Raw genomic sequence first — 22,081 nt, 5'->3', positions numbered from 1 at the left:
ATTTTTCCTTATAGAGGTTGGAACACGCAGGTAAACAGGAGGTGCGAAAAATGTCCACATTGCAGATGAAAGGGATGGCGAAGCAGTTTTCTGGGGTTCCTGCCCTGCGATCCGTCGATTTTGAGGTGCGCGCAGGAGAGGTTCACGCACTTCTCGGTGCCAATGGCGCAGGAAAGAGTACACTGATGAAAATCCTCACGGGAGCGTATCAGGCAGATGGCGGTACGATCACCATCGATGGACAGGCCGTGTCGATTCAATCGCCGCAGGACGCCAAAGCACAGGGCATTCAATGTGTATATCAGGAAGTGGACACCGCCTTGATCCCGTATTTGAGCGTCGCCGAAAACATATTGGCGGGCCAGCTCGTCCAGTCGAAAACCAAGGGACTGATCAACTGGCAGAGCTTGTACAACGAATCGGAGCAGATTTTAAAAAACTTCGGCTTCTCCATTCCGGTGAGAATGCTCGTCGAAGAATGTACGCTGTCGGAAAAGCAATTGATTTTGATTGCACGTGCTACCGTTCAAAAGGCGAAGTACGTCATTTTCGATGAACCGACAGCGCCGTTGAGCACGAAGGAGAGCGAACGGCTGTTTCAAATCATTGCGCAGTTGAAAAAAGCTGGAGTCGGGATCATTTATATCTCCCACAGGTTGCCGGAAATCTTTGAAATCTGTGATCGGATCACCATCATGCGCGATGGACAGCATGTCGTGACCACAGACACGGCAAATACCACCATGGATGAAGTGATCGCGAACATGCTGGGCAAAAGCTTCGACGAGGAGTTCCCTAAGCTGGAGGTGCCGATTGGCGAAACGATTTTTGAGGCGTCAGGAGTGGCTGGTGGCAAAGTACGCGGAGTCGACTTGAAGGTTCGCGAGGGAGAGATCGTGGGTGTCGTCGGTCTGGTTGGGGCAGGGAAGACTGAGCTCGCCCGATTGCTCTTCGGTGCGGATGAGGTAAAGGCTGGTGCCATTCGATTGCATGGATCACGTATCCAACTGCGCTCTCCAAAAGACGCCGTCGATGCAGGAATCGTACTCGTCCCAGAGGAAAGACGCAAGGAAGGAATTTTCGTAGAGGAGTCCGTGCAGAACAATCTGTCTGTCGCCTCGTTGAAAAAGAAGTCCTGGCTTGGATTTATCAAAAGAGGGCCAGAAGTGGCCAACGCAAGAGAGCTCGTGCAGCGCCTTGGTGTAAAAACAGCGGATATCAAGCAGCTGGTCGGTTTCCTTAGCGGTGGAAACCAGCAAAAAGTTGCTATCGGCAAATGGCTGGATACAAACGCTCACCTCTTTATGTTTGACGAGCCGACAAAAGGGGTGGATATCGGCGCGAAAAGCGATATTTACCGTCTGATCGGAAATCTTGCCGAGCAGAAAAAGGGCGTCCTGTATTTCTCCTGTGAGTTTCAGGAGGTCATCGGGATCGCAGACCGGATTCTCGTCATGTTCGAGGGCAAGATCGTGAAGGAATTGAGTCGCGAGGAAGCAACACAAGAGCTAATTATGTACTACGCAAGCGGAGGTGAGTAACGTGGCAGATAAAAAGTTTAGCTTATTTGATTTTGTTTACAAATACGGAACGGTTGCAGTCATCGTTATTGTCATGTTGTTATTCAGTTTGACCAACCCGTATTTCTTCACGTACGACAACTTGACGGACATTCTTCGCTCCATCTCGATTGTGACATTTGTCGCGATTGGTGTTACGTTCTCGCTGATTGTCGGGGGCTTTGACTTGTCTGTAGGATCGACGGTTTCATTGACCACTGTCGTTTCTGCTTCGATGATGGTTTGGTACGAACAAGGGGTCTTCACGACACTGGTTGTTCCAATTGTACTCAGCTTGCTCGTCGGGCTGGTCAACGCTTTCCTGGTCGTGAAAATCCGCATTCCTGATTTGCTGGCTACTCTGGCGATGCTCTACATCGTCAACGGCATTCATATGACGTATTCCCAAGGTTACTCGATCTACGCAAACATGCCGATGCAGGACGGCTCACAGGCACCGGGAAAATTCCAGGAATGGTTCCTCTGGCTGGGCCAAGGAGAAATTTTTTCCGTACCGGTTCCGGTTATCCTGACCTTTTTACTTGTCGCGATCACGCATGTGTACTTGACCTATACGAGACAGGGGCGGATGCTGTACATGACAGGCGGTAATTTGGAAGCAGCCCGTCTGTCGGGGATTCCTGTGAATCGCTATCGTACCTTGGCTTATGTGCTTTCTGCTCTTTTTGCAGGCTTGGGCGGGATGCTCTTGGCAGCGCGGATCGGTACCGGGCAGGTGAGTAGTGGCGGCTCCATGCTGATGGATGCAGTAGCGGCTGCTTTCGTAGGCTTCTCCGTTTTCGGTGCAGGAAAGCCAAACGTATTCGGTACATTTGTGGGAGCCATCCTGATTGGAGTGCTGCTCAACGGCATGACGATGCTCAATCTTCCGTATTACGCTTACGATATTATTAAGGGGACGGTTTTGGCGCTTGCCCTGGCTGTGACCTATTATCAACTGCGCAGAAAACGAAACGCTTAGAATCGTAACGTTCTTCTCGCTTTTCTCTCATCAATTTCTCATCTTCCTATTATTCCCTTCTCTTTTTTGAAGCTTAGTATTGGTCTTACTCAAGTGAGACAAATGCGAAAGCAAATTCAAATAAAGAGAAGGGATGTTGTTTTTATGCGTATACTCGTTGTGCCTTCGGGCTTTAAGGAAAGTTTAGATGCCGAGCAAGCAGCAGAATGCATGAAAGAAGGAATCCTGCGCGTACTCCCGCTCTCCCAAGTGCAGACACTGCCGATGGTAGACGGAGGAGAAGGCTTTACAAAAGCGATTGTGAAAATTTCGAATGGATCGATTATTGATAAGGAAGTAACTGGCCCTGTAGGAGAAAAGGTTCCTTCCCATTTCGGGATATTCGGATCAAAGACGACCGGTCAAACGGCTGTGATTGAGATGGCGGCAGCAGCGGGACTGCGACTGGTTCCAAGAAGCTTGCGTGATCCGCGCAAAACGACGACACATGGCGTCGGTGAATTGATCAAAGCGGCGCTGGACATGGGGGCAGATCGTATTTTGCTAGGCTGCGGCGATTCCGGTACTTCCGATGGCGGGGCAGGCATGGCGCAAGCACTTGGCGCGAAATTTTTGGATGCAAGCGGTCAAGAAATCCGTATTGAAGGCGGAATCTCGCTGGCAAAAGTAACGAAAATCGATGTATCCGGCATGGACAAAAGACTCAAGCAGGTGCAAATCGATGTGGCTTGCAACTGGTTTAACAAGCTTTGTGGGGAAAATGGAGTCGCTCGCGTGTTTGGCCCGCAAAAGGGAGCAACGCCAGAGCAAGTGGTTGAGCTGGAAGAAGCACTCGAACAATTCGCGGCTATCATCGAGCGGGATTTCGGTATCGATGTCAGAGAAATGCCGGGCAGTGGTGCATCGGGTGGCTTGGGTGCTGGTCTGCATGCGCTGACGGGTGCGAATCTGTATCCACGCTACGACATCATCATGAAGTACATTGATTTGGATCGAATGCTTCAAGAGACAGACCTTGTGTTTACGGCGGAAGGCAGCATAGATTTTCAAACACCGCGAGGAAAAATTCCAGTGGAAGTTGCGAAGCGAGCGAAAAAGCATGCCCTGCCGGTAGTGGCTTTGGTGGGGACTGTTGGCAAAGGTGCCCGACTCAATTATGAGCACGGAATTGATGCGTACACGAGTATTTTGCCGATGCCGTCTACGTTGGAGGAAGCGTTCATGCATGCGCAAAAATGGCTGACTGATTGCTCGGAAAGCTCCATGCGAACCATCATGGTGGGCCTGCAGCTCGCAAATCGTTTAATGGAGAAGGAGCAAGTATCGTGATTGCACAGACTGCTGCAAAGGAAAGACCTGCCTGGGTCCTTCCGATTGTCCTGATTATGTTCGTTGAATTACTGCTCATGCTGCCGTCTTCCCTGACATTTGAAGCCAAATGGAGCATGTTCTGCTTCTGTGTCGCCGTGATCCTGTGGACGACTACCTCGCTGAACTCCGCCTATGTAGCGATTGGCTCCGTGTTACTCCTCGTCGTGACAGGAACGGCTGACCAGGAAATTTTGTTCGACTCGCTCGCCTCCGATGTCATTTGGTTAATGATTGGCTCGTTCATTCTCGGCGGTGCTCTTCAAGTGACTGGCTTGGCAGGCAAACTCACAGATCTGGTCGTGAGCAAGGCAAAGAATGTCAAAAGCTTGTTTTGGCTCTTGACGGTCGTCGTTCAATTTCTCGCTTTCTTTATCCCGTCTACTTCTGGACGCGCAGCGGTGCTACTGCCTGTTTTCCACTCGCTGACCTCAGAAATCGGGAACAAGCAAATCACGAAAGCCATGGCGATCCTGATTCCGACGATTATTTTAGTGTCGACGAGCTCCACCATGATCGGAGCGGGCTCCCATTTTATCGCACTCGATATGCTGAAGGAGTTCAATGGAGAAGGGATTAGCTTTGCGGAGTGGCTATTGTGGGGACTGCCGTTCGGGGTAGTGGCCAGCATCGTTACTTGCCGGATTGTTCTGGCTCTGTTTCTCACCAAAGAAGAGATGCAGCGCCCACTTGCGAGCAAAAAGCTCTCCCTTACCTTGTCCCGCAACGAAAAATATACGGTAATTGTGATTGGGGCGATGGTTATTTTCTGGCTGACAGAGCGTTTTCACGGAATCGAGATTGCTACCACGACAGTTGTCGGCGGCTTTCTTTTGACACTCCCCAATGTGGGTGTCATGAAGTGGAAAGATGGCGTTCAGTCTGTCTCGTGGAACCTGATTCTGTTTGTAGGGGCAGCCATTGCCCTCGGAAAGTCGTTGTTGGACAGCGGTGCGGCAGAGTGGATCATGAAGAAGCTGTTCACGATCACCGAGCAACTGGAAGGGGAATCGTCGCTGTTAATCATTGTGGTTATCACATTGCTGACACTGACCTCCCATCTGTACATTACATCGCATACAACGAGAGCCGTCATTCTTGTTCCACCGCTTCTTTACTTTGCGAGTAGCCTTGATTTGAATGAAGTGACCGTGTTGTTCTTAGGAATCGTCGGCATGAACTACTGCCTGACTTTCCCTGTTAGCTCCAAAGCATTGCTCATGTTCCAGGAAAGCGGCAAGGAGACCTTTTTGCCTAAGGATTTGCTGCGATTGAGCTTGTATGCAGGTGCGGCCCACGCGATCCTGATGGTCGTCTTTTATTACGCGTACTGGCAGTGGGTAGGGTTATCGATATAAGTAAAAAATTATATCTTTCGTACGGATTACTCTTTGATCCTCAGCCAATATTTGCTAAACTCATCTGGATAATGGATGCAAGGTTTAGGAGGATTACATGTCGGAGCGAATATTAATTGTGGAAGATGAAGAGAAAATTGCTCGTGTGATTCAATTAGAGCTGGAATACGAAGGATACGAAAGCGAGATCGCCAAAACAGGGCTCGAGGCGCTGGAACAATACAATCAAGGCGGATGGAACTTGATTTTGCTCGATGTACTGTTGCCAGGATTGTCAGGCATAGAAGTGCTTCGCCGGATTCGGGTAAAGGACTCCGCGACGCCAGTCATTTTATTGACGGCAAGAAATGCTGTCGTGGACAAAGTAAATGGACTCGATCAAGGCGCGAACGACTACATCACGAAACCTTTTGAAATCGAAGAGCTGCTGGCTCGCATCCGTTCCTGCCTCCGCTTGTCCCAAATGACAAGAAAAGTGGAGGCCAGCTCCAAAGTAGAAGTAGCGGATTTAAGCTTGGATGAAAAATCGCGGGAAGTGACGAGAAGCTCCAGTCAGATCGAGCTGACGCCGCGTGAATTCGATTTGTTGCTTTATCTGATGCAGAATAAAAACCAAGTTCTGAATCGTGAACAGATTCTTACACACGTATGGGGATTTGATTATTTCGGAGACACAAATGTCGTTGACGTGTATATCCGTTATTTGCGTAAAAAGGTGGACCAAGGGTATGAAACCCCGCTTTTGCATACGGTACGAGGCGTTGGTTATATGCTGAAGGGGTAGATTATGAAAATCAAAAATAAAATTCATTTGTTCTCTACGGTCGCACTCTTGCTAATGTTGCTCATGGTCAACAGCTTCATTTACTTCATGTTCTACAAAGTGACAACAGACGGAGAGCTGGATCGTCTGCAACGAGAAGTTCTGCACATCCAAAGTGGACTCAATCAGATCGGTGTAGAAAGTTTCGACCCTGCGACGCTCTTGCAGCCGTATTTGCCATCGAACGGGATGATCCGGATTATCGATCAGCAGTCGCGGGCCATCGTCACGCAGGAAGTAGACAGCACGCAGCCAATCCCGGCACCGAAGCCCATCTTTGATAGAAAAGCGAGTGACGGTGTCTTCGATGTCAACGGAGCGAAATACGCGTACGTCAAGGTCCCGATCATTTGGACGAATGGGAAAATTGTCACGTTAGAAGTCATTGAAAGTATTGCGGGCTTGCAAGAAAATTTGAGCCTGCTGCAAAACGTTCTGTTGTTTGCTTCGATGTTCGTGCTGGTTCCTGCTTTTTTTGCAGGACGCATGTTGAGCAATCTGATTTTGCGACCAGTCAACTCGATGATACAAACGATGGAAGACATTCAAGCGCGCAGTATTTTTAAGAAAATACCGCTTGAGCACACATCCAAAGATGAATTGCACGCGCTAGGAAGTACCTTTAACAAAATGATGGATTTATTACAGCAAAACTTCGAGAAGCAGCAGCAGTTCGTCTCAGATGCTTCCCATGAATTGAAAACGCCGCTGACCGTAGTAGAAAGCTATGCGAAGCTACTGAAGCGTTGGGGGACGAAAAAGCCGGAGGTTCTGGCAGAGTCGGTGGAAGCGATCTATTCGGAAGCCGTGCGCATGAAGGATATGACCAATCAAATGCTCCTTCTCGCAAACAATAGCGCCGAATGGAATCTGGATGTCAAAGAAATCGACTTGGTCCCGATGTGCCAAACGACCATTACACAATTGACCAATGCGTATGGCAGGTCCTTTCAACTGGGCGCAAACCACGAGTCGGTTCCTGTGATGGCCGATGAACAAAAACTAAAACAAGTGCTCGTCGTTTTACTCGACAATGCGATGAAATACAGCTCCAATGAAATCGAGGTTGGGGTGGGACTTCAAGGGGACCGCCCATATATCTCAGTCAAGGATTACGGAATGGGGATTCCCAAAGAAGATTTGCAGCATGTTTTTGACCGTTTCTTCCGTGTAGACAAAGCCCGCAGTCGCGAAACAGGGGGCGTAGGACTCGGTCTTTCCATTGCCAAACAGATCGTTGATGCCCATCAAGGCGATATTGCACTGGATAGCGAAGAAGGGAAATGGACGCTCGTGACCGTTTTTTTGCCGGGGCAGGCTAAGAAATAGCAGGAGGTACGTATGAATAAAAAATGGAAAATAGGGTTGCTGGCGAGCTTTCTGTTGGTCACTACGGTATTTGGCATGCAACGGATCTTTGCGAGCATGGATTTGCAGTCATTGTCTGCCGAGGAAGTCAAACAGATCGTGACGGCCCGCTACCCGGGGAAGATTGAATCGATCTCCATGACGGATGTAGGAGAAAACAGCATTTACAATCTCCAACTCCTCAATGAGCGCGGAACATATAGTGTGATGGTGAATGCACATACGGGCGAAATTATTGATTTGAAGGAGCTCTCCTTGGTCGCAGCCACTGGGCAGCCGAAGGCAAACGAAACGGCGGCGAATCCAATACAGCCGGGTTCAAATCCGACAGCCAGTACAGCGCAACAACCGAATAACGGCGGAAAGGATGCTTCAGGCAACGCGACCAAGCCAGTAGGTACGGGGACAGTGGGGACTGTTGCGACAGGTAAACAACAGCCAGCTACAACCCCAACCCAAACGCAGCAGCAATCGAAACCCAACCAAAGCTTGAATCCACCAGCGCAGCCACAGACCAAAATTACCGAACAGCAAGCGAAGCAGATTGCGACGGAAAGAACAAGTGGCGGCAAGATCGATGATGTTGATTTAATCGAGACAAAGAGTGGGGCAGTCTATCGGGTGATCACGAAAAAAGACTCCAAAACGGTAGATGTACGCATACATGCTATTACTGGAAAAGTGCTCTCGACTACGACCATCGACAATAGCTCTACCGATGATGATGACGATGATGATCAGACACCAGCCGATAAAAATGGTAGTGCTCCGGCGGATACATCTTCAAGTGATGACACGAACCCCGTCGACACCGACGATGATGATCTGGATGATGGTGATGATGATTAAGATTTAGCATTTAGCATTTAGCATTCAAATAGAGAAAGCCGTCAGTGTCTGCATTGACGGTTTTTTCGTTCGGGAGGAAAAGAGATGGTGACATATCCGACAGAAGCGGTTCGCCTGACGATGGAGAAATGGTTTGCTATGTTTCCAAGTATGTATGAATTGTCTCAGGTGCAAATCGAAACGTACGATCAGTGGAAGACGTGCGAGATCAAAGTAGGTCATGATGGTACAGAGCTGGAAATCGACAAAGAAACGGGGTATGTGACGGAGTTTCGTTTGAGGGATCGAACCTATCAAGATTCGGCTGCTTCTGGCGAGCCAATTGATGCCGAGACAGCAACACAGCGTATCATAGAAGTGGCGGAAGCACTGTATGGCGATCATCTAAATGAGATGGTGAGAGAGGATATAGCGAGCTTGTCAGAGTATCGTGAGGAAAAGAATTGGAAACTTTCTTATCGTTATTGTTTTCACGACATTCCACTTTCCAGCGTGTATCTGTTTATTAAGGTAGACGAGTGGGGGAATTTAACTGACATCAAATATCGGGGATTTCATGATTTTGATCGGAAAAACAAGCCCTCCAAGCCAGAAGTAATAACGAAAGAGGAGGCGAAACAAGTATATTTTGCTCTCTATCAGGAAAATTTGATGCTCGCCTGCGACGAACAGGAAGAAGGGATACTCCAGTATCTCCCTGATGAGCCACCGATGGCCTATGCGGTTGTTCATGCCAAGACAGGGCAAATCACGAAGACAGTGGTAGGGGGCAGACACCTTAAGGAAGAGCACTCAGAGGTCATTCCAGTAGTAACCCAAGGAAAATCTCTAATTTTTTCAAACGTGCAAGAGATTGAGTTGTGGGTGAAGGAATCTTTTCAAATTGATGTAATCGAAGCGGATATCAAAAGAGAAACGCTTGTGACACCGAACGAGGATGGGGTCACTTATAATCCTAGGAGCGGTTATTTCAAACATATTGATGCTGTGAAAAAGCCGGACTGGCCTTCTACTATCCATTACTTCTGGTCGCTGCCAGAAGCAGAAGACGCGGAAACTGTCTACGATCCTGATTTTGTATGCGTGACTCTCAATCGCCAGACCAACGAGCTACTTGCCTTTACGTTTAATCAAAAAATGAAGTATATAGCGCCGCGGATGTCTGACCGCGATGCTCTGCGAATAGCCACGCGCTATTTGGAAACATACATCGAGCAGGGAATTACCGAGCTGCACTACTATGAATTATGCTATTTACGCGGTACGGGAAATACGTATTACTTCTATGAACGCAAAAATGGAATCGTTCTGACAAATCGGATGTACTCCGTGAAAGTAAATCGTTGCACGGGCCAAGTAACGGGTTTTTACAAGCATGATGTACGTAAGAACAAAGTCATTCCCGATCCGGGCTCGTGTGTGTCTCTTAGGGAAGCGGCGGAGAGCTTCATGAGCCTGTATGACATGGAACTGGAATATGTGCAAGTGGAAGACAGAAATACAAGTAGAAGGGAAAAGGCCTCTGTTCCGATTCCAATCTATCAGCTCAAATACGCAAGGCAAGAGCGCTATCAATATTTGGATGCGATTACCAATCAATTCAAGCCCAGGACGTAACCCAAAGTGAAACGGCTGATACTCTTTGACGTAGAAAGAAAAGAAGGGGGAGGATGTATCTGTTTTTTCTTGGATTAACGGTTTGCATGATCGCATGGATAGCGGGAGGCGTATTTCTGTATCAAGGTGATTATGTAATGGGCGGGGTCTTGATCGGACTAGGTCTACTTCTTTTTATTTGCATGATCATCTTCTATCGTAAGAAGCGTAACAGTTGCTCGTTAGATTGCAACTATATTCCAGCTGATTGTCCGGTTCCAGATTGTGATACGCCCGATTGCGATTGCAAGCCTGATTGCTCACATTGAGGGAGCTGATGAAGATCAATATGCAGTGGATTCCGTGTCATCGGCGCCCAGATCGTTCCTTTTATATAGCGGGTAAAAAAATGCCGCTATGTGCCAGATGTGTTTCGATATTGGCTGGATACTTGGTTGCGCCAGTTTTTGTAGGGATGCATCTCTTGACCTCTTACTATTTGATTGGTTTGCTTTTACTGCCAATGCTCATTGATGGCTTTACCCAACAATGGAAGTGGCGGACAAGCAATAACAAGCTCCGATTTTTAACAGGGTTTAGCTTTGGTGTCGGACAGTCGTTACTCATTTCCAATCTCGTTTGGTTCTTGGTTGAGAGACTCAGGTGATTGAATTTCAATTTTATGGTAATCCTTTCACCTGGGACATCCCTCCTATATAATACTGGTGGGGGGATATTAGTGATCCATTATAAGACATACATACGTGGTGAAGATTGCGAATGGGTGACTTTTGTCCATGGGGCAGGGGGAAGCTCATCGATTTGGTGTAAACAACTCAAGGCATACAAAGAGAATTTCAATGTTCTTCTAGTAGATATGCGTGGTCACGGAAAATCTAAGAACATCCCAGGCAAGCTGTTCAAAACATACACCTTTGATGATGTCAGCAGAGATATCATTGAGGTTTTGGATCATTTAAAAATCACTTCCACCCATTTTGTGGGGATTTCCTTGGGGACGATCATTGTGCAGATTATTTCGGAGCAGGCCCCAGAGAGAATGCGCTCTATGGTTTTGGCAGGAGCTGTGACGCACATGAACGTTCGATCGCAGGTACTGATCACGCTGGGGAATATGGTCAAACATTTCATCCCGTACATGTGGCTGTATCGACTGTTTGCATGGGTGATCATGCCGAGCAAGCGTCATAAAGAATCGCGTTCCTTGTTTATCCGCGAAGCCAAAAAGCTTTGTCAAAAAGAATTCAAGAGATGGTTCAAGCTGACAAAAGGCATTAATCGATTCCTAGGAACCCTCTTTGATAAAGAGCCTCCCATCCCTACCTTGTTCATTATGGGAGACGAAGACCATATGTTTTTGCCGTTCGTCCAGATGCGCGTGAAAAAAAGACAGTTTGCACAGTTGAGTCTAGTCGCTGACTGCGGTCATGTCGTCAATGTCGATCAGCCGGAAGAATTTAACCGAATCTCCATCGGGTTTATTCAAAAGCAGTCGACAATAGCACACGGAATGTATGCACTGAATCCAGCATAGCTTCGTAAGATAAGAGCCGCAGAGAATGCTTCTGGGGTTCTTTGTTTTTGCTTCGGTTGCGATTGGCGAAGAAAAATGTTCAAATGAAGAAATGGGTCAAGGAAATACTGGTATATGCGAAAAGGAGGGAAACACATGTCGATTCAAAATGAACATGATTTGCTGTGCTTGAAACGGATCGGTAGTATTGTGGCAGAGGCAAGAGAGACGATGATAAGAGCCGTGCGAGCAGGCGTGACAACAAAAGAGCTCGACCAGATTGGCGGAGAGATCTTGGCAAAGTACGGAGCGCGGTCTGCACCGAATATCACCTATGATTTTCCTGGGCATACATGCATCAGTGTCAATCACATTGTTGCGCATGGGATCCCTGATGATACTGTCCTGAAAAATGGCGATATCATCAATATTGATGTCTCGGCAGAGCTGGATGGATATTTTGCCGATACAGGTGCTTCTATCGTGGTAGGGGAAGGCGAGCCTGAGAAGCAAACCTTATGCCAATGCGCCGAGGAGTCGCTGTACAAGGCATTGGATGCGGCGAAGGCGGGATCGAAGCTAAGCCAGATTGGGCGCATTGTTCACCAGGAGGCTAGGAAAAAAGGCTTTACAGTCGTCAAAAACCTTACGGGTCATGGCATCGGCAAAAGCTTGCATGAAGAGCCTGCTTACATTTTGAATTACTATGACAAAAAGGATAGACGCTTGCTTACAGAGGGTCTCGTGTTGGCCATTGAAACATTTATTTCGACGGGGACGGAATATGTGGATGATGGCAGGGACGGTTGGGCGATCATTACGCCTGATAAGAGTTATGTTGCTCAATACGAGCACACCATCGTTGTGACGAAGGGGAAGCCAATTATTTTAACAGCTTGATCGTCGGGAGACCTCAGATTGATGAGGTCTTTTTTTGTGAAGAAAAACTTGCAGAATACCCAATGATTGTATATTCTTTATATAAGAATATATGTTCGTGTTACGTAGAGGAGGCTTCTTTCCATGAATCGGTGCGGCTGGGTGAATCAAGACCCTATCTATATGGATTATCACGATCACGAGTGGGGAGTTCCTGTCTATGAAGATCGTTTGCTCTTTGAATATTTGAATTTGGAAGGCGCTCAAGCCGGACTGAGCTGGTACACGATCTTGAAGAAGCGGGAAAATTATCGAAGAGCGTTTGATAATTTTGAAGCGGGGAAAATCGTTCAATACGATGAAGCCAAGATCGAGCAATTGCTGACAGACGAAGGCATCGTTCGAAACAGGCTGAAGATTCGCGGCGTCGTGAAGAACGCCCACGCGTATTTGCGGATTGTGGAGGAGTTTGGGTCCTTTAGCAGCTATATTTGGTCGTTTGTAGGCGGGAAGCCGATCCATAATCATTTTCAGGAAATGAAGGATGTGCCTGCTTCTACCGAAATCAGCGACAAGATGAGCAAGGACCTGAAAAAGCGCGGTTTTACGTTTGTCGGTTCAACAATTTGCTACGCCTATATGCAAGCAGTCGGTATGGTTAATGATCACGTAGCGACATGTGATCTCTATCAAAAAAACTAGGACGGGCTTACGGAAAGGGGAGAATGACATGAACGAAAATGATCTCCTAATCTTAAACTTTGAGGAAGTAAGACGTAGAAGCATCAAAGTTTGGAAGGCAATTCCTAAAGAAATGCTGAACTGGAAGCCTGACGATAAAGCATTCACGTGTGGGGAAATGATTCGCCATGTCATCGAGGGTGAGTTTTTGTATCACCAGATTTTGATCCAACGGGGAAGCGCCGCTTTGTCTACTATCCCCAATCCGTATGAAACCAAAGAGTTTTCGACTGTAGAAGAAGATTTGGCCTTTGCGAAGCCGTATCGAGAAGAATTTCTCCGCTTTGTCAAAGGGTTGTCCAAGGGCGACTTGGAGAGTGTCCGCATCGATCGATCCGATGTAGGCTATGTCCGCACGCTTGGAGACATGCTGCTGCGAATCGCCTATCATGAGTCGGTACATACCGGTCAACTGCTAGATTATATGCGAACGATGGGTATTGAACGTCCGAATATTTGGGATTAAAAGAGTGCGAAAGATAGAAAAGCAAGCTAGCTCTTCTGTTATGAATGCGAGAGGGGCTTGCTTTTTTATTTTTAAAAGGGCCTTCTTCATTTAAGGTGTTTCTTGCATGATGGGAAGATAAAACTCAAAAAGTATGAGAATTATGTACTTTTGTAGAGTAGAAACATCAGTTGTGTAAGGAAAAATGAATACTTTTACACAAGCACGATCTCCACTTGGGATCGTGTTTTTTAATGTCTTCTTTGAAAGTTATGCAGTGAATCAACCGGAAAAATCATCTCCAAAAATCTGGTGGAAAGAACTTGAACTTATTACCATAGTATGAGATACTTGTACTACAAAGAGAACGAGTGTTCCTATTTTGCGATTAGATGTTCGAAAAAAACAGAAGGTGAAGCATATGACAGATGAGCAGTTGAAAGAGCATTGCAGAAAAGTGCTCAAAAGAATTGCTTGGCGATTGCAGTACGCCGCCAAGAAGCGTTTGTACAGGGAGACGGTGATCAAAGAGGAGATGCGGGGAACGGAAGAGATCGAGGACAACCTGTCGGACCTGTATGTTCAGGAGGTGTTGATGCAACTCCCAGAAAAAGCTCGGATCATTATCAAGCAAGTCGTTATTCAAGGAATGACAGAAGAACAGGTAGCCAAAAAACTGAATATGACCAGACAAGGAGTGAGTAAATGCAAAAACAAATATTTGCGCCAATTGGCCGAGAAGCTGACACGTTCAGCCTGACCCTCCAAAAAGCACAGTCAGGGGATAATCGGGCCGTACTGACAATCCTCGACTTTCTGCTTCCCGACATGGAGTACCTTGCTTCCTTTATCAAACTACCTCGCGAAGAGAGCATGCAAGAAATGAAAACGGCGATGCTCGAAGCGATCCGCAGTGGAGAAGTGATGCTATGATGACGATTGATTACGTTCAGGTTCTCGCGGTTGTCGTGTGCTTCCTAGCTTTAATCGTCACGTTTAAGCAGGTAGATTTGCAGATTCGGATTAATAATCTGTTCAACCTGCAATTAAAGGCAAACAAAGAGAAAAAGAAAGAGCAACTGGAAAAAAAGGAGACTCCGACTGACGATCGGAATCCCCATTAATTGCTTGGGGCAAAGAATACAACTGGTGAGTATCCTCTTTGCCCCCCTTTCATTATACAAGAAAATGACGATGCAAAGGAGATACGTACGAAATGATAGAAGCAGCATTAATCGGAGCAGCTGTCTTATTGATCGGAGTCATTATCGGACAGATCGGTTTGTCTCAAAGATTAAGAAAAGACGCAGGAATCAACGAAAACCGTTAAGCAATCATACGGACTTCATATAGATGACCGAGGGGGAATAGTGCCTTGATCAGCAAAGATATTTTCATGGAAGCAGTATGCGAGGTGTGTCCGGCAACTTGCTGGGGAAAGAAATCACATTGCCAGGTTCATGATAAGCACGTAGGAAAAATCGATTCTTGCCCGGAGTGGGACAAGTACATGCGGGATCAAAAGGCAAAAGGGCAGCAAAAGACAGTATCCGCTAGAAAAGAAGGATTCGTCCGGCTGAGTGAGCAAGCACCCATCGTAGATTTTCTACAAAAAGCCGAGGAAGAAATCCGCGACTACAATTACATGCAGATCGAGATCATACGCATCCAGCGGTTTTTGCGCGAGGCGGGGGAAGGAATGGTCTCTCAGTACGGATTGGATGCAGTCATGCCAAAAGGAAAGGGCACCACGGGAGATAGAACGCATGCGGAGGTTGCACGCCGGGAACGAAAGTGGAAGAGGCTGCAAAGTTTGCAGGATAAAATCGAGCGGATCAACAAAGCGGTCGAGACGATTCCGGGGGAGCAGGAGCGATTGGTAGTCGAAGCTTTGCTGGATGGCGATAAGAACAATCTGATTGCCAAAGAAATCGGTGTGTCCCGACAGCGGTATTATGAAATCAAGCGCAGTGCCGTGATGAAGATGGCATGGGCGATGTATGGCGATCAGGTTCAGCAGACTGGATAATGAAAAACAGGGCCCGGCTCGATAGACGAGAAGCTGTCTGATGATGACAGCTTCTTTTCATTTTCACAAGCATGTTAAAACTGACAAAGGTTGACACTTCCTGACACATCGGGTCATTTTCCCGGTTTTTCCTCCGAATCAGTTATACTTGAGTCAAGCGAAACAAGTAAGAGAGATACGAGCCATCCGATGAAGCTGTCGGGTGGCTTTTTATGTACGCCGCAGACTCTAATGTCCGGCGAGCAGGGAAAACGGCGATTGGCGCCACACGATGTTGCGAGTCCAAAGCGAAAGGCTACTCGCTCCCTGCTCGGCGGGCATTTGCCGTGGATGCCTTGCCAAATGAAGTGAAGTAGTGGGGGGAAGAGACATGTGACGAAGACAGAAGAGAATACCGCAAGCATGGGAGGTGGAAGCTGGATGGATCGTGAGCTAACCGTTCTCATTGAACTGGTGAATGAAGCGTATCCAGAGCTGGCTACTGTTGTGAACGTGGACGACTGGATGGCGCAGCGATTCCAGCCGCCTATCGCGTTTCTTTTGACGCAAGGGGTCCGTGAAGAAGGAAGAAGCCTCACTTCCTATCAGGTGGTCTCAGAAGCAGCCATCGTCCTCCACTATCCAAAGGTAGCAGGTGTCTATCAGCCGCTTTCAGCTGAGCCGCTGCGTGAGCTTCTTCGCCAAAAGCAATTTAGCTATCAAGGCAGGACGTCTGGATTGTCCATCGAGATCGACAGCTCCACCTTGCGTATTTGGCGGGATAAAAAGGACCGGACGGAAATCGCGTTCCAGTTCACCTACAACGTGGCGGTGCAGAGAGCAGTCACAGACAAGATCAACGAATTTGATGTAGAGGGGGTCCGATCATAGTGGCACGAAAAGAACAACAAGCACAGGCCCCAGAGCTTGTGCAAACCAAACAAGAGTGGATCAAGAGCGCCGCTTATCTTGGAGCCGAACGGTTCGAGGTAGCAGGTGCTCTTTTTTCTGAAGCAGATAATCAAGAACTGGCAGAAGGACAAGTGAAGAGCCGACTGACCAAATACAAAGGCGGGGTGTAAGCATGACTATTCAACGTGAACGTCCAGGTGTAACGGTCGAACTGATCGCAAAAGCAAAAGAACGTGTAGTACCGAAGAGCGGTGTCGTATTGGTGCCGTACCAAGCAGAGTGGGGCGCGCCAGATGAGCTCGTTAAGCTGGGGAGCTTTGAGGAGCGACTAGCGCAGACGTTTGGCAAGGTCGATACCGTAGAACTGGCAGCAGAAGGCGGCGCGACGATTCTCGCATACCGCATGACGAATGGCACGGCCACAAAAGCAGCGTATGAGCAAGCGGATGCGATCAGGGTCGAGGCTCTGTATCCAGGTTTGGTAGGTAATGAGTTGAAGGTTGTCATCACGGCCTCAACGTCTGAGCCAGGTAAAAAAGAACTCCAGGTAACAGGCCCGCTGCAAACCGAGAAGTTTTCGTTTGCGGATGCGAATGAGCTGGCAGCGAAAACGAGCCAATCCAACTATGTGCGTGTGAAAAAGCTGGGCGAGACTGCCGTTACAATCATGCCAGAAACAGCGCTGACAGGAGCGAAAAGTGGCACAGTAGCGCTTACCCCTGCTGACTCGACTAAGCTGTTCATGGCGGTGTCCGGTGCTGATTTTGACACGATGTATCTGCCTTTTGACGATGCGGCTGTACAAGCGGCAGCGAAGCAATTTAGTAGCGATCGTCGCACGCAAAATAAGAAGCTCAGCACGCTGGTGATCGGTGGCAAGGCGGCGGATGACGAGAACATGGCGAAGCATATCGAGCGCTCTGTGGCGCAAAATGCCCGTTTTGTCGTGAATAGTGCTATCGCTGGTCAGCACAACAACGGAAAAGTATACGGCAGCCTGGAGTGGGCCGCATGGGTAGCGGGTATGATCGCCGCGACACCTGCGCATGAATCGCTGACGGCCGTTGTCGTTCCGTTGAAAAAAGCGCTCAAGGATTGGGGCCACACCGATATTTTGAGTGCACTCGGTTCTGGTACGCTGATCGCAACCCGCGACGGAGATGTGTACATCATCGAGAGCGCCGTCAATACACTGGCTGTTCTGGGTACGCATGAGCGCGAGGACTACGGAAAAATCCGTGTCAGCATGACGCTAGATCAGATCGTCAACGACATCAGCCAAGTCGGCAAGAAATACAAAGGCAAGCTCGCTAACAACGATTTGGGCGGCGCGGTATTTGTCTCTGCCGTCAACGCGTACATGACCGTCCGCGAGCAGCAAGGCGCGATTGATACAGGCTGGACGTTTACGGATCAAAAGAACGGCATGGGGGATCGCCGTGGCTTCCTCTTGTCTGCGAAGCCGCTTGATGCCATCGAATACTTTGACATTGACTGGGAGGTGCTGTAATTGGCTATTGCACGCGATATTAAACTGAAGAACTGCCAAATTTACGATGAAAACGGAGACCCGATCTTCGGTACCTTGGAAGGAAAAATGGTCCTCAAGGTAGAGTACGGCGACACGAATCGTCTGCAAAAAGGGAAAATCCAGACCGTCAACGACTGGCATGTAGAAGTGACATTGAAAATTACCGCAACCAACGCTGCGTTGAAATACTACTGTGTCGATCAATTGACTCAAGGCAAGACACCAGTCCTCCCATTCCTGATCGGCGAAACACTGGACAAGGAAGCGGGCAACTCCGAACGCGTCCGCATCTCCAACATCGTGCTGAACCCAGACGAAATTACGCTGTGGGAAGCCAAAGCAGACGGCAACGATCACGCGACATACGACCTGAAAGGGATGTCTATCGAAAAGCCAGACTACCTGGATGAATTGCCAACCTACACCGAATAGGAGAGTGTTTGAAAATGAACAAAAACAAACTTGAGAAATTTTTGGCCAAAGCCAATGAACAAGCTCCGCGAAAAGAAATCACCGTAACCATCGACGGTGACGAATGGAAGGTTCGCCAACTGAATTTGTCCGAGCTGCGCGAGTGCGAACGCATGGCTGACAAAGGCGAGAAAACGGACTGGTTCCTGTACAACGATGCCCGTTTGGTGAAGGCCACCGAGCACGATTTCCCTTGGAATCAGGAAGAGCTGAAGAAAGCGTATAAAGTCGGCACCAAGTACGAACTCGTCGAGAAAATTTTCCGCGACAATCCAGAAGGCTATACCAAGCTGCTCAATGCGGTCCGTGAAGTCAATGCAACCCAGACGGAAGAAGAAGCCATTGAAGAAGCAAAAAACTAATCCGATCTGACGGCGAGGCCTGGCATATTTGCCGCGCTTTTCTAAAAGGCAGAGGCCGCCCGTCGGATCTACTCGAGTACGAAGTCGATTTGTACAAGCAGAAGCTGTTTATTTTTGCTTGTCAGATGATTGAGGCAGAGGACGAGGAAAGAGCTGGGGGGTAGGTCTCCCGGCTTTTTCTCGGTTTTGCTGGGTGGAGACATCTGGGAGGACAAGGAGGTGAAAGAATGGCAGGAACAATGATGGAAACGTTTGATGCTTATAGCGGAGTAGTAGGTAAATATGACGATTTCGCAAAAGGACTCCTGGGCTCACTAACTCCTTTGATCGAAAAGGCTCTTGGAACAACGCTGAGTTCGGTTGCCCAAGAAGCTCAGGCGACTGAAAGAGAACGCACGCTTTTTGAAGCTGGTGGCAAAGGTAATGAGCAACTCCTGAAGGTAGAAGAGACTTCCATAACAATACGTGAGCTCAACCCTGATATAAAGAAAGATCAAGCATACGGCCTCATCGCCAAAGCCGAACTTGTGCATGCAACCAATGGTTTAAAGTACGCAGAAAAAGCAGGCATGTTGAAATACACGACGAGGTTTACGGAAGATGAAATCATGAAAATGATGAGCTCTATTGAGATTTCTACTGGTGATGAAAGTACCGTTAGGCAGTCAAATGCCGTTCAGTATTTAAGCAACAAGGGAGGGGGAGCCGCGACTGGAAAATTTGTGGAGTCTATGGCTCACTTCAACCTACAGAATGGCAATTTGCTGAATACGCCTGAAAAAATGGCCGCTACCTATGTTTCAATAGGGAACCTTTTGAATGATTTTAAAACGTATGGTGCGTTGTATGAGAATGCAATGAAGATGTCGGATAATGGTGATCTCGCCGCAATCCTTGAGAAGCATTACAAGGCTCAAAATAAGAAGGATGCAAAGGCCAAGGCCGCCCAAGATATAGCAACGCTGAATCGAAGTCTCGCAACGGGGGAGAAAGAAACAATAAATATCGCCCTCGGAAAACTCCTGATGACTTTTTCTAGCATCCAGGATAAAACGTTACAACAAAGTGCATTCGATACTTTGACAGGCGATGCCGGAGTTGACGTGGCGAATGGTCTGCGAGAAGTAAAAGATATATCTACAGGGGCTTTTGTTCCGGAAATGGGGAAAGAGAGCGCATATAAAGTCGGGAATGAAGCGGTAAATGCGCATCAACTGTCTGCTCAGAACGATGCTTATTATAAAACTGGGCAGGCACAAGTGATGGCGAGAAACGAGGCCATGGAGATCGCGACTCTGTACGCAGAACAAATGTCTGGGATAAATACAGGGATTTCAAAAGCAGCTGAAGGAATAATGGGCTCGTTTAACTCTTTGGGCGAGTCGATAAAAGGTACTGTGATTTTTGCCGGAGGATTACTACTCCTTGGCAGTGCTCTGATCCACACGATATCTCAACTGAAAAAATTCAAAGATCTTCGGACAACCAAAGAAAAGTTTCCTCAAGAAGCAACTGGCGGGAAAAACTGTTGCTGTTGTGAGGGTAATAACCGTAATAACCGTAAAAGTAAATCAGGTACCTCTTCAAAAAATAGACGTAACAAGAATACTCCTAGGAAACGACGTACGAGTGAGGTCATAGACCAGTTAGCAGATCAGTTAAAAGACCAGCTCATGAACCGCTTTCCTTTTGGGAAGCGCAAAGGTGGACGCAAAGGTAGGCTCATGTTGGGCCTTGGGCTTGGGGGATTGTGGTTGGGTAAAGACAAGCTTGTGGAGCAGTTCAATGGCTTGTCATTCGACCAACTCAAGGATGGGTTCATGAATAAACTTGGAGAATTGCACCCGAGTAAGCTCAAAGATGGACTCATGAAAGGCCTTGGGCTTGGGGGATTGCAGTTGGGTAAAGACAAGCTTGTGGAGCAGTTCAAGGGCTTGTCATTCGACCAACTCAAGGATGGGTTCATGAATAAGCTTGGAGAATTACACCCGAGTAAACTCAAAGACAAGCTCATGGAACAATTCAACAAATTGCCCATCGACAAAATGAAAGCTGGGATGAAAAAGGTACCCAAACTCGGAATCATCGAAAGCCTCGCAGAAGTATTCACATCGGAGAACAAGCTTGATGCTGCAGCTCGTTTGGGGGCGGAATCCCTCGGTGGCTGGGCTGGAGCAAGATTGGGAGCGACAGTCGGATTAGCCGCTGGCTCACTCGTTACCCCTGGCGTTGGAACAGCGATCGGTGGTGTGGCCGGTGGTGTCGGTGGAAATATCGGTGGATCAATGGCGGGAGGTGCTCTATACGACTGGATCAAGTCGTGGTGGCAAGATACGCCTCCTGCACAATCTGTCAGTACACAACCATCAATACCAGCAGGTCCTCCTTTTCCAGGTCGTTCTCCTGTCGGCAACTCGCCAGCAAAACAACAGGTTACCTCGGTAAACATTCCGCAAATTACGGTACCCCTTCACGTACAAGGAATGCTACAGGATATCCCGACCATGTTGAAAATGCTTACTGACCCGTCTGTCGCCCAACGCATCAAAGACATCATCGAACGCTCGCTGCTCGATGCACTAGAGACGAGGGGAGGAGTAACGACATGATCCGTCTACAAGGAAAATATAGGCTGACATTTCCGGTCACACCTGCGGAGATCCAGTTTCGCGGCTACGGCAACGACATCGAAAGCACGACATCAATCACGTTATTGGCTGGCAACCGCATCTCTTCCAGACGCCCAAAGTCCATTTCCTTTGACTTCATCTTACCCGGAGACAGTACGGCTCCCTATGTTGAAGTGCAGGGCTATCAAGGTGCTAGACAGTGGCTTGCTGGATTGGATCGCTTAACGGGTTCAGAAGCACTTTTGACTATTGACGAGCTTGATCTGGCTTGGAATGTGCTCATCGGGCCATGTGACGGAAAATTCCACGGAAAAAACGTCGATTTTCACGGATCGATTGAGCTTCCATTGTTTGTCAAAGACGAATTCATTACGTGGAGCAATCAGACACAGCTTCTATCCCCGGGTGCGGTTATCACACGACAGCAGCCAGCTCGTCCGAATACGAGCGGGAAGGTAGCAAAGAAGACACGGAAACAGCAAGCGGCCCCACGGATAGACAGCAAAAGATTGGAAGACAGGAAAAGAGAGATTAACGAAAAGCTAGAAAGAGAAAACAGAATGTAACGGAGGGCAGACGAAATGAAAGTCATTTACGGAAAAGAACAGACCCGCTATGACCTGACCCCAGCCGTTACCGAGTTGTCCTGGTCCTCGGCCAGGGGA

Annotated in this window: 25 protein-coding genes; all 25 read left to right on the top strand. The window is 48.0% G+C overall.

Going from position 1 to position 22,081, the window contains the following annotated elements:
• Positions 1-50: 50 nt before the first annotated feature.
• The 25 genes from PMI05_RS15890 to PMI05_RS15775 all read left to right on the top strand — a co-directional run bounded on the left by PMI05_RS15890 (position 51) and on the right by PMI05_RS15775 (position 21,982).
• Complete coding sequence (locus PMI05_RS15890; RefSeq protein ID WP_007723499.1) at positions 51-1,541, top strand: sugar ABC transporter ATP-binding protein; 1,491 nt, start codon at positions 51-53, stop codon at positions 1,539-1,541.
• A gap of 1 nt (position 1,542) precedes the next feature.
• On the top strand, positions 1,543-2,541 hold the full coding sequence (locus PMI05_RS15885; RefSeq protein ID WP_007723498.1) for an ABC transporter permease: 999 nt from the start codon (positions 1,543-1,545) through the stop codon (positions 2,539-2,541).
• Between the two features lie 144 nt (positions 2,542-2,685).
• Entirely contained in the window at positions 2,686-3,870 is a 1,185-nt protein-coding gene (locus PMI05_RS15880) for a glycerate kinase (protein WP_007723496.1), read from the top strand.
• Between the two features lie 56 nt (positions 3,871-3,926).
• Positions 3,927-5,267: an SLC13 family permease gene (locus tag PMI05_RS15875; protein WP_369751215.1), complete on the top strand. Its 1,341-nt coding sequence runs from the start codon at positions 3,927-3,929 to the stop codon at positions 5,265-5,267.
• 97 nt (positions 5,268-5,364) lie between these two features.
• The gene (locus PMI05_RS15870; protein WP_007723492.1) at positions 5,365-6,051 is read left to right on the top strand and encodes a response regulator transcription factor; all 687 of its coding nucleotides are present in this window, start codon (positions 5,365-5,367) and stop codon (positions 6,049-6,051) included.
• Between the two features lie 3 nt (positions 6,052-6,054).
• On the top strand, positions 6,055-7,419 hold the full coding sequence (locus PMI05_RS15865) for a HAMP domain-containing histidine kinase (RefSeq protein ID WP_007723490.1): 1,365 nt from the start codon (positions 6,055-6,057) through the stop codon (positions 7,417-7,419).
• Positions 7,420-7,431: 12 nt separating this feature from the next.
• The gene (locus PMI05_RS15860; protein WP_007723488.1) at positions 7,432-8,307 is read left to right on the top strand and encodes a PepSY domain-containing protein; all 876 of its coding nucleotides are present in this window, start codon (positions 7,432-7,434) and stop codon (positions 8,305-8,307) included.
• An 84-nt stretch (positions 8,308-8,391) separates the two neighbouring features.
• Positions 8,392-9,924 carry a YcdB/YcdC domain-containing protein gene (locus tag PMI05_RS15855; RefSeq protein WP_007723486.1) on the top strand — a complete coding sequence of 511 codons (1,533 nt, stop codon included), beginning with the start codon at positions 8,392-8,394 and terminating at the stop codon, positions 9,922-9,924.
• A gap of 316 nt (positions 9,925-10,240) precedes the next feature.
• Complete coding sequence (locus tag PMI05_RS15850; RefSeq protein WP_007723482.1) at positions 10,241-10,570, top strand: DUF2085 domain-containing protein; 330 nt, start codon at positions 10,241-10,243, stop codon at positions 10,568-10,570.
• Positions 10,571-10,642: 72 nt separating this feature from the next.
• Positions 10,643-11,458, top strand: a complete 816-nt coding sequence (locus tag PMI05_RS15845; protein WP_007723480.1) for an alpha/beta fold hydrolase — start codon at positions 10,643-10,645, stop codon at positions 11,456-11,458.
• Positions 11,459-11,593: 135 nt separating this feature from the next.
• Complete coding sequence (map, locus tag PMI05_RS15840; protein ID WP_007723478.1) at positions 11,594-12,337, top strand: type I methionyl aminopeptidase; 744 nt, start codon at positions 11,594-11,596, stop codon at positions 12,335-12,337.
• Between the two features lie 123 nt (positions 12,338-12,460).
• Positions 12,461-13,018 carry a DNA-3-methyladenine glycosylase I gene (locus PMI05_RS15835; RefSeq protein WP_007723476.1) on the top strand — a complete coding sequence of 186 codons (558 nt, stop codon included), beginning with the start codon at positions 12,461-12,463 and terminating at the stop codon, positions 13,016-13,018.
• A gap of 28 nt (positions 13,019-13,046) precedes the next feature.
• Positions 13,047-13,523: a DinB family protein gene (locus tag PMI05_RS15830; protein WP_007723474.1), complete on the top strand. Its 477-nt coding sequence runs from the start codon at positions 13,047-13,049 to the stop codon at positions 13,521-13,523.
• A gap of 400 nt (positions 13,524-13,923) precedes the next feature.
• A complete protein-coding gene (locus PMI05_RS15825) occupies positions 13,924-14,262 on the top strand; it encodes an RNA polymerase sigma factor (RefSeq protein WP_007723472.1) in 339 nt (112 codons plus the stop codon).
• The gene (locus PMI05_RS15820; RefSeq protein ID WP_007723470.1) at positions 14,208-14,435 is read left to right on the top strand and encodes a hypothetical protein; all 228 of its coding nucleotides are present in this window, start codon (positions 14,208-14,210) and stop codon (positions 14,433-14,435) included. Before PMI05_RS15825 ends, PMI05_RS15820 begins: the two co-directional genes overlap by 55 nt.
• Positions 14,432-14,626, top strand: a complete 195-nt coding sequence (locus tag PMI05_RS15815; protein ID WP_007723468.1) for a hypothetical protein — start codon at positions 14,432-14,434, stop codon at positions 14,624-14,626. Before PMI05_RS15820 ends, PMI05_RS15815 begins: the two co-directional genes overlap by 4 nt.
• 251 nt (positions 14,627-14,877) lie before the next feature.
• Complete coding sequence (locus PMI05_RS15810) at positions 14,878-15,531, top strand: hypothetical protein (RefSeq protein ID WP_007723465.1); 654 nt, start codon at positions 14,878-14,880, stop codon at positions 15,529-15,531.
• 212 nt (positions 15,532-15,743) lie between these two features.
• A complete protein-coding gene (locus PMI05_RS30730) occupies positions 15,744-15,887 on the top strand; it encodes a hypothetical protein (RefSeq protein ID WP_007723463.1) in 144 nt (47 codons plus the stop codon).
• Between the two features lie 16 nt (positions 15,888-15,903).
• The gene (locus PMI05_RS15805; protein ID WP_238543307.1) at positions 15,904-16,401 is read left to right on the top strand and encodes a hypothetical protein; all 498 of its coding nucleotides are present in this window, start codon (positions 15,904-15,906) and stop codon (positions 16,399-16,401) included.
• Entirely contained in the window at positions 16,401-16,592 is a 192-nt protein-coding gene (locus PMI05_RS15800; protein WP_007723458.1) for a hypothetical protein, read from the top strand. Before PMI05_RS15805 ends, PMI05_RS15800 begins: the two co-directional genes overlap by 1 nt.
• Before the next feature lie 2 nt (positions 16,593-16,594).
• Positions 16,595-17,932, top strand: a complete 1,338-nt coding sequence (locus PMI05_RS15795; RefSeq protein WP_007723456.1) for a phage tail sheath subtilisin-like domain-containing protein — start codon at positions 16,595-16,597, stop codon at positions 17,930-17,932.
• Complete coding sequence (locus tag PMI05_RS15790; RefSeq protein ID WP_007723453.1) at positions 17,933-18,385, top strand: hypothetical protein; 453 nt, start codon at positions 17,933-17,935, stop codon at positions 18,383-18,385.
• A gap of 14 nt (positions 18,386-18,399) precedes the next feature.
• Positions 18,400-18,786 carry a hypothetical protein gene (locus PMI05_RS15785; RefSeq protein WP_007723451.1) on the top strand — a complete coding sequence of 129 codons (387 nt, stop codon included), beginning with the start codon at positions 18,400-18,402 and terminating at the stop codon, positions 18,784-18,786.
• Positions 18,787-19,013: 227 nt separating this feature from the next.
• Positions 19,014-21,395: a hypothetical protein gene (locus tag PMI05_RS15780; protein WP_007723449.1), complete on the top strand. Its 2,382-nt coding sequence runs from the start codon at positions 19,014-19,016 to the stop codon at positions 21,393-21,395.
• Entirely contained in the window at positions 21,392-21,982 is a 591-nt protein-coding gene (locus PMI05_RS15775) for a hypothetical protein (protein ID WP_007723447.1), read from the top strand. Before PMI05_RS15780 ends, PMI05_RS15775 begins: the two co-directional genes overlap by 4 nt.
• Positions 21,983-22,081: the final 99 nt, after the last annotated feature.

This window comes from Brevibacillus sp. BC25, from assembly GCF_000282075.1.
In the GTDB taxonomy this organism is placed as follows: Bacteria; Bacillota; Bacilli; order Brevibacillales; family Brevibacillaceae; genus Brevibacillus.
This window is presented reverse-complemented; position numbering and strand designations above follow the sequence as displayed.